The organism is Pseudomonas sp. GL-RE-29 (assembly GCF_019947275.1).
Taxonomy (GTDB): domain Bacteria; phylum Pseudomonadota; class Gammaproteobacteria; order Pseudomonadales; family Pseudomonadaceae; genus Aquipseudomonas; species Aquipseudomonas fluorescens_A.
On the sequence record NZ_JAGYGD010000023.1, the window covers coordinates 93,116 to 104,674 of the forward strand.

Annotated in this window: 10 protein-coding genes; 6 read left to right on the top strand and 4 right to left on the bottom strand. The window is 58.5% G+C overall.

Annotation, left to right across the window (positions count from 1 at the left end):
• Positions 1 to 136: 136 nt before the first annotated feature.
• On the bottom strand, positions 137 to 871 hold the full coding sequence (locus KGB21_RS19345; RefSeq protein WP_223506390.1) for a thioesterase II family protein: 735 nt from the start codon (positions 869 to 871) through the stop codon (positions 137 to 139).
• 383 nt (positions 872 to 1,254) lie between these two features.
• On the opposite strand from KGB21_RS19345, the gene KGB21_RS19350 reads away from it, so the two are divergent.
• Both KGB21_RS19350 and KGB21_RS19355 read left to right on the top strand, forming a co-directional pair.
• Positions 1,255 to 2,778 (top strand): family 2 encapsulin nanocompartment cargo protein terpene cyclase, encoded by a 1,524-nt coding sequence (locus tag KGB21_RS19350; protein WP_223506391.1) that lies wholly within the window; start codon positions 1,255 to 1,257, stop codon positions 2,776 to 2,778.
• Positions 2,779 to 2,897: 119 nt separating this feature from the next.
• On the top strand, positions 2,898 to 4,724 hold the full coding sequence (locus tag KGB21_RS19355; RefSeq protein WP_223506392.1) for a glycoside hydrolase family 15 protein: 1,827 nt from the start codon (positions 2,898 to 2,900) through the stop codon (positions 4,722 to 4,724).
• A gap of 181 nt (positions 4,725 to 4,905) precedes the next feature.
• Here the strand turns inward: KGB21_RS19355 and KGB21_RS19360 are convergent, their stop codons facing one another.
• Complete coding sequence (locus KGB21_RS19360) at positions 4,906 to 5,880, bottom strand: GlxA family transcriptional regulator (RefSeq protein ID WP_223506393.1); 975 nt, start codon at positions 5,878 to 5,880, stop codon at positions 4,906 to 4,908.
• An 89-nt stretch (positions 5,881 to 5,969) separates the two neighbouring features.
• On the opposite strand from KGB21_RS19360, the gene inhA reads away from it, so the two are divergent.
• The gene (inhA, locus tag KGB21_RS19365) at positions 5,970 to 6,656 is read left to right on the top strand and encodes an isonitrile hydratase (protein WP_223506394.1); all 687 of its coding nucleotides are present in this window, start codon (positions 5,970 to 5,972) and stop codon (positions 6,654 to 6,656) included.
• Between the two features lie 299 nt (positions 6,657 to 6,955).
• Here the strand turns inward: inhA and KGB21_RS19370 are convergent, their stop codons facing one another.
• Positions 6,956 to 7,438, bottom strand: coding sequence for an SRPBCC family protein (locus KGB21_RS19370; protein WP_034149245.1), 483 nt, complete (start codon positions 7,436 to 7,438; stop codon positions 6,956 to 6,958).
• Between the two features lie 191 nt (positions 7,439 to 7,629).
• Here KGB21_RS19370 and KGB21_RS19375 point away from each other — a divergent pair, with 191 nt between their 5' ends.
• Both KGB21_RS19375 and KGB21_RS19380 read left to right on the top strand, forming a co-directional pair.
• Positions 7,630 to 8,544: an ADP-ribosylglycohydrolase family protein gene (locus KGB21_RS19375; protein WP_034149244.1), complete on the top strand. Its 915-nt coding sequence runs from the start codon at positions 7,630 to 7,632 to the stop codon at positions 8,542 to 8,544.
• A 222-nt stretch (positions 8,545 to 8,766) separates the two neighbouring features.
• On the top strand, positions 8,767 to 9,168 hold the full coding sequence (locus tag KGB21_RS19380; RefSeq protein WP_034149243.1) for a lysozyme inhibitor LprI family protein: 402 nt from the start codon (positions 8,767 to 8,769) through the stop codon (positions 9,166 to 9,168).
• Between the two features lie 217 nt (positions 9,169 to 9,385).
• On the opposite strand, the gene mrdA is transcribed toward KGB21_RS19380, so the two are convergent.
• The gene (mrdA, locus tag KGB21_RS19385; protein WP_034149242.1) at positions 9,386 to 11,278 is read right to left on the bottom strand and encodes a penicillin-binding protein 2; all 1,893 of its coding nucleotides are present in this window, start codon (positions 11,276 to 11,278) and stop codon (positions 9,386 to 9,388) included.
• Between the two features lie 24 nt (positions 11,279 to 11,302).
• Here mrdA and KGB21_RS19390 point away from each other — a divergent pair.
• Positions 11,303 to 11,559, top strand: a 257-nt coding sequence (locus KGB21_RS19390; RefSeq protein ID WP_223506395.1) for a hypothetical protein, incomplete at its 3' end; no start/stop codon positions are given.

Sequence of the window (11,559 nt, forward strand, 5' to 3'; positions counted from 1 at the left end):
GCGAATGAGAATAATTGTCAGGAGGGAAGAACACACTTTGTAGGAGCTGGCTTGCCAGCGATGGCGGCGGGTCAGGCACATCAAAGTCGCCTGTAATGACTCCATCGCTAGCAAGCCAGCTCCTACAGGGGTTGGGTCAGACAGTGACGGTCATGCTGTGGCGGCGATGATGAATTTCAAGCTGATCCTTGATCACCTTCAACACCTTGGCCTCGTGTTCATGGATAAAGAAGTGCCCGCCGGCAAGCATGTCCACCGAAAAGCTGCCGTGGGTTTCCTGGCTCCAGCCGATCAACTGTTCGGTGGTCGCCCGGTCCGCCTTGCCGCCGAGTACGTGCAACGGGCACCTGAGCAAAGGCCGCTGCAAGGGCTCGAATCGACCGCACAACTGGAAGTCGGCGCGCAGGATTGGCAGCGTCAGGCTCATCAGTTCTTCATTGGCCAGAACCTCTTCGCTGGTGCCGTTGAGGCTGCGCAGTTGCTCGATAAGCTCGGCATCGGATTTGGGCTCGGCAAAACCGCGGTCGTAGTCGGCACGCATCGTCGGCGCAGCCGTCCCGGAGGCAAACAGCGCCACCGGCTCCGGGCAGCCGAACGAGCGAAACGCATGGGCCATTTCACAGGCGAGCAACGCGCCAAGACTGTGGCCGAACAAGGCGTATGGCGCTTTGAGCGTGGCTTTTTGTTCCTGCGCCAGTTGCAGCGCCAGGCGGCGCATGTCGGTGTGCAAGGGCTCACCGAAACGGGCACCCCGCCCCGGCAGCTCCACGGGCTGCAGCTTGATCCACTCCGGCAGCTTGCGCCGCCAGCGGCTATAGACCATGGCACTCGCGCCGGAATACGGCAGGCACAGTAATGTCAGCTGGGTCACCGGGCTTACCTCAAAAGTTGTCTGCTAAAAGAACGGATGAGCGCCGAGGAGAATTAGTCGGATCATTACCCCCTGTAGGAGCTGCCGAAGGCTGCGATCTTTTGATCTTGTTTTTAAAAGGCAAAGTCAAAAGATCGCAGCCTTCGGCAGCTCCTACGGGTAGTGCCTTACTTCAGGTGGCGATAACTTTGGATTGCAGATCCGAGCAGCTCAACACGGTGATCAGCCAGGTCAGGCCCTCGGTAAGTTTGGCCGGCGACACGGCTCCCTTGCGACACCACCGGAGCTGAACTAGATTTTCCTTTTCAACAACACGTCTGAAGTTCACTAAGAAGTCTGGCCCGCAGTATCGTCCAGTAGCGAAGGCACGCAGGAGTCCAGCTATGGAAGAGTTACTGATTCTGGTCAGCCCCAAAGACCGCCAGACCGGCTTCGCCCCCAAAATGCAGGTCCATCAACAAGGCCTGCGACATCGTGCATTTTCCGTGTACATTTTTGATCGCAGCGGGCGTCTGCTACTGCAACAACGTGCGCTTGGCAAATATCATTCGGCGGGCCTTTGGACTAACACCTGTTGCGGCCACCCCCGGCTCGGCGAGCGAACGGCCGCCGCCGCGCAACGGCGATTGCGCGAAGAAATGGGCATGACCTGCAAACTGATCAAAGTCTCGACATTGCTGTATTACGAGCCGGTCTCCAACCAGTTGATCGAACACGAATACGATCATGTACTCGCGGGCATCTGCGACATCGATCCCGTTGCCAATCCCGATGAAGCCCAGAGCTGGCAGTGGCGAACACCGTCTGAAATCCCTGGCGCCATCAATGCCGCGCCGCAGACGTTCACCGCATGGTTTCGCCGGATCTTCGAGCAGTTCGGCCTGAACGGCGTACAGCAATGGTACGAACTTGCGCTGGGTTCCACGCCACGAAACCAACTGAAATCGAACTGGCGAGTGCCGCCGCTGCATTGCCCTTCACTAGGTCGGATCGACGAAGCGTTAGCCTCAGAGGTCAATGACCGGCTGATGCTCTGGATCGATAAAACCGGCATCTTTGCCGGTCAGCAGAAAAAGATTCGCGCTTCGGAATTCGGCCGGTTCGCCATGTTGTGTCACGCGGATACCGACGATCCGGATCGCTTGCTGTTGTCCGCCCAATGCATTGCAGCATTGTTCGCAGTCGATGATTATTACTGCGACGATGAAAGCACCGGATCGATCCCGGCACTGGTCGGGCCTCGGCTGTCCGTCGCGCTGGCGGCGCTTGAGCCAGCGCACCTGACCGACACCTTTCGCGCGGATCTGGAAGCGGCCCTGGAACGCGATCCTGTGCTGGTGGGTTTGCGTGCGTATATCGCGCGGGTCGCCGAGTTCGCCGCGCCTGCCCAGATCGCCAGAGTCCGACATGAAATCATCGCCATGTTCGTCACGATGACTGCCGAAGCCGCCTGGCGCATCAGTGGCGTCACTCCTGCCCTTTGGGAATATCTGGCCCAGCGTCAGACCAACAGTTTTCTGCCATGCATGTCGCTGATTGACATCATCGGCGGCTATGAGCTGCCGGCCAACGTCTACTCCGCACCCGCCGTGCGACGCGTCACGACCCTGGCCGCCAGCGCAACAATCATCGCCAACGACCTGTATTCGGCTCCCAAGGAAAGCCTGGCGCAAGTCGGTGACTTCAATCTGCCGTTACTGCTCATGAATGAGCATAAATGCTCAATTGAACAAGCCATGCAGCTAAGCGCCAACGTTCATGACGATGTGGTGCGCCTATATGAGACCGCCGAACAACAGCTGCTCGCAAACGCCTCACCGCTGCTCAAGCGCTATCTGGCAGGGGTGAAAATCTGGGTGGCGGGCAGTCTGGAATGGCATCGCCACAGTGGGCGTTACCAGACCTGAGATCAGGGCGTGACGAAGGGGCGGCCTTGAAGTGAAGATCTTTTCATGGGTGGTCATGAACTCTCGACGGCGCGCGCCAGTCAGCTGAATACGCGCTTGAATTGTGGAGTTTCGCGACAATGCCCGACCATCACCCCGAACGACAAAGCTCCATCGACGCCCACGGCATCATCGGCGACATGCGCAGTGCCGCGCTGGTCAATGACAAGGGCAGCGTGGATTTTTTCTGCTGGCCGGAATTCGATAGCCCTTCGATCTTCTGTTCCCTGCTGGACACCCCCGAGGCAGGTATCTTCCAACTCTCCCCGGACCTGCCCGATGCGCGTCGCGAGCAAATCTACCTGCCGGACACCAATGTCCTGCAAACCCGCTGGCTCAGCGATCACGCTGTGGTAGAAATCACCGACCTGCTGCCCATCGGCGACAGCGAAGATAGCTTGCCGGTGCTGATGCGCCGGGTTCGCGTAGTCAGCGGCCAGGCAACGTTTCACCTGCGCTGCGCGGTGCGCCATGACTACGCTCGCGCTCGCACCCACGCCCGCCTCGATAAAAAGGACGTGGTTTTCGAGGCTGCCGATCAGCCGTCCCTGCGCCTGGCGGCGGATCAGGCTATGCGGGTCGAAGGCCAGGCAGCGGTTGCCGAATTCACTCTCAAACAAGACCAGACGGCCGAGTTCCTGCTCGGTGCCATCGACGATCCGCGCTTCAAGGAAGGTGCTGCGTCGATGTGCCTGGAGCGCACTCTGAAGTTCTGGCGCGACTGGATCGGCCAGTCCAACTATCGTGGCCGCTGGCGGGAAATGGTCAATCGCTCGGCGCTGGCGATGAAGCTGCTGACCTCACGCAAACACGGCGCGATCCTCGCGGCGGCGACTTTCGGCCTGCCGGAAGTCACCGGCGGCGAACGCAACTGGGATTACCGCTACACCTGGATACGCGACGCCTCGTTCACGGTATACGCCTTCATGCGCCTGGGCTTTGTCGAAGAGGCCAACGCCTACATGCGCTGGTTGCGCGGGCGAGTCAGCGACTGCCACGGCCAATCGATGAAACTCAATATTCTGTATGGCATCGACGGCCGCCAGGAATTGCCGGAAGTCGAACTCCCTCATTTGTCCGGCCATGGCGGTGCGAAACCGGTGCGCATCGGCAACCTGGCCTACGCGCAGGTGCAACTGGACATCTTCGGCGAGCTGATGGACGCGATTTATCTGGTGAACAAGTACGGCGAAGCCATTTCCCATGAGGGTTGGAAGCACACGGTGCAAGTGATCGATCAGGTGTGTGAAACCTGGGAACAGGAAGACGTTGGCATCTGGGAAATGCGCGGCGAGCAGCATCATTTCCTGCACTCGCGACTTATGTGCTGGGTCGCATTGGACCGGGCGATCCGCCTCGCCTCGAAACGCTCCCTGCCCGCGCCGTTCGCACGCTGGGATCAGACCCGTCAGGCCATTTACACAGACATCTGGGAAAACTTCTGGAATGAAGAACGCGGGCATTTCGTGCAGCACATCGGCGGCACCGCGCTCGACGGTTCGATGCTGCTGATGCCGCTGGTGCGCTTCGTCAGCGCCAAGGACCCACGCTGGCTGGCAACCCTCGACGCCATTGAAAAGAACCTGGTGCGCGACGGCATGGTTTACCGCTACCACAATGACGACAAGCACATCGACGGCCTGCCCGGTACAGAAGGCGCATTTGCCGCGTGCTCCTTCTGGTACGTCGAATGCCTGGCCCGCGCCGGCCAGGTCAACAAGGCTCATCTGGAGTTCGAACAACTGCTGCGCTACGCCAACCCGCTGGGGCTGTACGCCGAAGAATTCGACAGTCATGCGCGCCACATGGGCAACACACCGCAAGCGCTGACGCACCTGGCGTTGATCAGCGCGGCGTGTTTTCTCGATCGGAAGTTGAGTGGGGAAAAGAGCGTGTGGCAGCCGTAAACAAGTCTGTCCGACACCACCTATCACCCGTGGCGAGGGAGCTTGCTCCCGCTCGGCTGCGCAGCAGTCGCCAACCCCTTTGAACCCTGAACAACTCACATACCGTACTCAGATTTCAGGGCTGCTTCGCAACCCAGCGGGAGCAAGCTCCCTCGCCACAAAGTCCATCACGCTTACAGCGTTAAGAATCCGCCGCAACGCTGACCGAAAACCGTTCCCGATAAGCCTGCGGCGTCACGCCCATGGCCCGCAGAAAACTGCGGCGCAGGGTTTCTTCACTGCCGAACCCGCATTGCACGGCGACCCGTTTGATCGGCACGCCGGTATCGCTGAGCAAGCGACGCGCGGTCTCGACTCGGATCAGTTCGATGGCCCGGGCCGGGGTCTGGCCTGTGTCGGCGCGGTAGTGGCGGACGAAGCTGCGTTCGCTCATGCCAGCCTGAAGGGCTAGTGTCGGGATGCCGAGATCCTTGGTAAGGTTTTCACTGATCCAGGCGTGAAGGTCGTCGAAGCGGTTGCCTTCTTTCTGCAATGACAGAGTCACGCTGAATTGCGACTGTCCGCCGGGGCGTTTGAGAAACACCACCAGTTGCCGGGCGACTTCCAGGGCCATGGCTCGGCCGAGGTCTTGCTCGACCATGGCCAGTGCCAGGTCGATGCCGGCAGTCACTCCGGCCGACGTCCAGACCGGGCCGTCGTTGATGAAGATCGGATTGGGCTCGACCTGCAGCTGCGGGTGTTGCTGCGCCAACTGTTCGCAGCGAGTCCAATGGGTCACCACGCGCCGGCCATCGAGCCAGCCACTGGCGGCCAGCAAAAACGCCCCGGTGCACACCGATGAAACCCGTCGGCAACCCGCTGCGTGCTCGCGCACCCAGGCCACCAGCGGCAGATCTTGCGCCGCCGCGTATACGCCCCAACCGCCGGCAATTATCAAGGTATCGCTGCCCTGTTCCGGCAACGGTTCCGCCAACAACGCCAACCCCGCCGACGACATCACCGCCCCGCCGCCGCTGGCGATCACCGTTGGCGCATAGGGTGCTTGAATACCTTGCTGGCGGGCGATGTCGTTGGCCGACGCGAACACCTGCAACGGCCCGGTGACGTCGAGCAATTGCACGTTGGCGAACGCGAGCACGTGAATGGTTTTAGTCATTTGGCGTAATTCGTGGGGTGATTGGCGTATGCGCCAAATCCTAGGCGCCTACAGTGGAGCCGTCCACCCACTTCTGGAGAAAAAACGTCATGACCTTGCAGATCGGTTTTCTGTTGTTTCCACAGGTTCAGCAACTCGACCTGACCGGCCCTTATGACGTACTGGCTTCGCTGCCAGACGTGAAGGTGCATCTGATCTGGAAGGACCTGATGCCCATCACTGCCAGCACCGGCCTGATGTTGAAACCGACCGTGACTTTTGAGGATTGCCCGACGCTGGACGTGATTTGCATTCCCGGCGGAAGCGGTGTCGGCCCATTGATGGAAGACGAGCAGACTTTGGACTTCATCAAGACCCAAGCGGCCAACGCGCGGTACGTGACGTCGGTCTGCACCGGTGCGTTGGTGCTCGGCGCGGCGGGATTGCTCAAGGGCAAACGCGCCACCACCCACTGGGCTTATCACGAATTGCTGGCTCCGCTGGGCGCAATTGCCGTGAAGGATCGGGTGGTGCGTGACGGTAACTTACTGACCGGTGGCGGGATCACTGCGGGCATCGATTTCGCCCTGACCTTGGCCACAGAGCTGTTCGATCAGGAGACCGCCGAGCTGGTGCAATTGCAGTTGGAATACGCCCCGGCACCACCGTTTAAAGCCGGGAGCCCGGAAACAGCGCCGACCAGCGTGCTCGAAGAGGCCCGCAAACGTGCCGCTGGCTCATTGAAACTGCGCGCGGAAATCACCGAACGTGCCGCAGCGCAACTCGATCTGCAGTGAAAAAATGGCTGCGGGGACCAGGTCCTCGCAGCCATTACTTTTCCTGCGCTCATAAAAAAACCCGCCGAAGCGGGTTCTTCCAAGACCATTACAACTCCCTGTCGTCAGCATTCCGTGCAAATGGCCGATCATCCATGATCCTGAGGCACTCCCTGTGCTTCAGTGGATGAGGCCAGAATACGCATCGGATCCAATCTTAAATAGACGACATATTCAGTAACGCGTGTAAGACATTCGCTATAAGGGATCTTCCGAAAACCCTTAGACGCCTCAGGCGGCAGGTCAGGAGCCGCGGTTAGTCACTCTCGCTCACGGGCCTTGGCGTTTTCGGTGAGGAATTGTTCAAGTCGGTTCATTTGCTCTTCCCAGCCACGGCTGTCCATGTAATACGCCTCTTTCTGGCGTATGTCGGGAATGTGCGCGAAACCTGACTCGGAAACTTTGAGCAACGTGCCGTCCTCGTAGTCTGCCAGTTCGAATTTGACCAGCGTAGTGGGCTCTTGGGAGTAGTCGATTTTCGGGTTCACCGCGTAGGGATGCCAGCGAAAGGAAAACAACTGCTGCGGCTCGACCCGCTCGACCAGCACGTTCCACAACACATGTTCATAACCGGGATACGTAACCTGCCCCTGCGTCCACTCGCCTGCTATAAAACGCCTGCCTTCGAGCGCGACGCCGAACCACTGACCAAACGCCTCGGCATCGACCAAGGCACGCCATACATGGGAACGCGGCGATTTGAGCGTGATTTTTCGCTCAAAACTATTGGGTACTGGTTTCATACGTCACCTCCTGTAATGAACAACAGTAGGCCTGTAAGACCACATGTCCAACCCTAAAGTTGTGTGACGATCAACTTTGCCTGAAACATTCGGCTGCATTTCTGGTGATAAGTTCGAGATCAGCGAGCAAAGTCAGCCGATCAAACCTGCTAACGTTCCCCAACGTATTTGCCCCGAAAAAAGGAATTTTCATGCAGCCTTCGCTCATCGAACGTTATCGCGGAGCTCTACTGGGCCTGGCCTGCGGTGATGCTGTTGGCACCAGTGTCGAGTTCCAGCCGCGCGGATCTTTCCCACACCTGACCAACATGGTCGGCGGCGGTCCGTTCCACCTCAAGCCTGGACAATGGACCGATGACACTTCAATGGCGCTGTGCCTGGCCGAAAGTCTGTTAGCCAAAAACGGCTTCGATGCGGCGGACCAGATGGACCGGTACCTCGATTGGTGGCAACACGGACACTTGAGTTCAACCGGGGAATGCTTCGACATTGGGATGACCGTCAGTGATGCACTGGCTCGGTACAAGGAGACCGGCCAACCATTCGCCGGCTCCAGCGATCCCTATACGGCCGGCAATGGTTCACTGATGCGCCTGGTGCCCGTGGTGCTGTATTACTTTCCAAATCGCGAGCGGGTGCGAACCTTTGCCGCCAAGAGCTCACGGACAACGCACGCTGCGCCGGAAGCAGTCGAATGCTGTCTGTTGTTCGCTGATCTAATCTGCGAGGCACTGCGAGGCACATCCAAGCAGGATTTGCTCAACGCAACAGATGCATCATTCCTTGAACCAAAAGTCACCGCCATCGCCCGAAGCGATTTCCTCGCCAAACCTGAAAGCAATATTCAAGGCACCGGATACTGCGTTGCCTCACTCGAAGCGGCCCTATGGTGCTTCCATCACACAAACACTTTTGAAGCAGCCATCCTAAAAGCCGCCAATCTGGGCGACGATGCTGACACTACTGCTGCCATCGTCGGCCAATTGGCCGGGGCTCATTACGGCGTACAGGCCATTCCCGAAGTCTGGCTAGAAAAGTTGCACCAGCGCGAAGGCATCGAAGCAATGGCTGACGCCCTGATGGACTGCAGCACTGTTTCCCGTTGACAACTCATATTCTGTGGCGAGGAAGCCTGTCGGATCGCCGCACCGTCCCGCTCGCCTGCACAGCAGTGGTAAATCGGTGTCACTCTGAATAAATGATTGGGGGCGCTTCGCACCTCAGCGGGAGCAAGCACCCTCGCAACAGGTTTGTGCCGGGCTGCAAGTTTGTTCACTTGCCTTCGCTACACTGCACCTCACTTTTTCCGGTTACAGCGAGCTTTGTCCATGTACCCACGTTTTTTCCTGGCGCTGACGCCTTTGCTGTTCATTCCCCTGGCCCAAGCCGTGGACTGCGATAACGCCACCGATCAGGCCACGATGAATCAGTGTGCGTCGCTACAGCATGCGGCCGCAGATAAAGAGTTGAATGCGCTTTACCAGCAGATCACCACGCGTTTGAAGGGCAATCCCGACAGCAAGAAACTGCTGGTGGGCGCGCAGCGTTCGTGGATTGCGTTTCGCGATGCCGAGTGCAAGTTTTCGGCGTCCGCGGTGGAAGGCGGGAGCGTTTATCCGCTGATCTACAGCAATTGCGTGACGGAATTGACCAAGGCGCGGGTTGAGACGTTCAAGACTTACTTGAAGTGTCAGGAGGGGGATTTGGGGTGTCCGGTGCCGGGGGTTTGAATCTTCAGCATCTGTGATGGCCTCATCGCGAGCAAGCTTGCTCCTACGGAACTGAGTCGTTCACGAAAAAGGTGAACACCATCAATCTGTAGGAACTGGCTTGCTAGCGATGTCGGCATCCCCGGACAGCGGATAACACAGAGTCCTCGCGGATTTCCTTCCAGCGTTGGTGGACCTTCAGAAAGATTCGTGAGATGTGCGATGAAGCCGTTCGGCACTAAACGTGAGAATCGCCCGGTAATTTGCTCGGCGCCGCGTATTGCGGCTTCAAGTGGCCGTCCTGATCGAGCAACCAGGCGTCCATGATCTGCCGCACCACAGGACCTGCGACGCGACCACCGGCCTCGCCGTTCTCGATCATCACCGAAATGACAATTTTAGGATGCTCAGCTGGGGCGAAGCCCACAAACAACGCGTTGTCACGGTTTCGCTCGCGGGTTTTCTCACGGTTGTAACGTTCGCCCTGCTTGATCGCCACCACCTGCGCAGTGCCGCTCTTGCCGGCGATGCGATACTGCGCCCCCGCCGCCGCCGCCCGGGCAATCCCGCGGGCATCGTGCATGACCATCTGCATACCGTGGTTGACCTGCTCCCAGTCACGCGGATCCTTGAGCAGGATGTTTGGCATCGGGTGCTCATCCACCGGCGCTACGCCGTCCACGGTTTTGGCCAGGTGCGGACGATTCCACACGCCTTTGTTGGCGATCAGCGCCGTGGCCTGGGCCAGTTGCAGCGGCGTGACCTGCATGTAGCCCTGGCCGATGCCGAGAATCACCGTCTCACCCGGGAACCACGGCTGACGTCGCGTGGCGCGCTTCCAGGCTTGGGACGGCATCAGGCCGGCGGACTCTTCATACATGTCCAACGAAACCTTTTCGCCGAGGCCGAACATCGCCATGTAATCGTGCAGTCGATCAATGCCCAGCTTGTGCGCGAGGTCGTAGAAGTAGGTGTCGTTGGAACGCATGATTGCCGCGTCCATGTCCACCCAACCGTCGCCGCTGTGGTTCCAGTTGCGATACTTGTGATCGAAGTCAGGGAGTTGGTAGTAACCCGGATCGAAGACCCGGGTTTGCGGCGTCACAACGCCGGTGTCGAGACCGGCAATCGCGACTTCCGGCTTGATGGTCGAACCTGGCGCGTAGAGGCCGCGCAGCACCCGATTGAATAGAGGCCGGTCGATTGAATCGTGCAGTGCCGCGTATTCCTTGAAGCTGATGCCGGTGACAAACAGATTAGGGTCGAAACTTGGCTTACTGACCATGGCCAGCACTTCGCCGGTGGAGGGATCAAGCGCCACCACCGAACCACGACGATCGCCCAAGGCTTGCTCAGCGGCTTCCTGAAGTTTGACGTCGAGGCTCAGGACGATGTTTTTGCCGGGGATTGGATCGGTGTGCTTGAGCACCCGCAGAACCCGGCCCTGGGCGTTGGTTTCGACTTCCTCGTAACCGACGTGGCCGTGCAGTTCCGACTCGTAGAATTTTTCGATCCCGGTTTTACCGATGGATTGGGTGCCACGGTATTCGACCGAATCCAGGACCTTGGATTCCTTCTCGTTGATGCGACCGACGTAGCCGATCGAATGAGCGAAGTGCTCGGCCAATGGATAGTGACGGACGAACTGCGGTTCGACATCAATGCCCGGCAAACGGAACTCGTTAACCGCGAGTACAGCAATCTGTTCTTCAGTGAGCTCATAGAACAGCGTGACCGGTACGAACGGATGCCGTGCCTGCTTCATCGCCTTGTCGAACAGTGTGCGGTCCTCAGCAGGTAGATGCAGGAGGTTAACTACCTCGTCGAGCTCTTCTTTGACATCGGACGCGCGTTCGCGGGTGATGGTCAGGTTGTAGCTGGGCCGGTTATCTGCCAGGACTACGCCATTGCGGTCGTAGATCAACCCACGAGTAGGAGTGATAGGCAGGACGTGGACGCGGTTGTTCTCAGAGATTGTGGAGTGATAGTCGAATTCGACGACCTGCAAGACATACATGCGCACCACCAGCGCGCAGGTAATGGCGACGACGAAGGAGGCGCAGGCCATCAGTCTTTTGTTGACCAGGCGCGTCTCTTTTTCGTGGTCTTTGATTGGTATTGGTTCAGGCACTTGTACAGCAACTCATTGAGAATAATGCCGATCCGTGGCCGCAAACTCAGTCCATTAAAAATGAGCTGCACCTTACCAAAACCGTGGACTCAGGTTTGTGTGATTATTTTCACGATTGACCTTGAGTGGGGCGTGCCTATTTTCGACCGAAAAAACAAAACCCCAACTGCTTTCGCAATTGGGGTTTCGGAATTTAATCTTGACGATGACCTACTCTCACATGGGGAAACCCCACACTACCATCGGCGATGCATCGTTTCACTGCTGAGTTCGGGATGGGA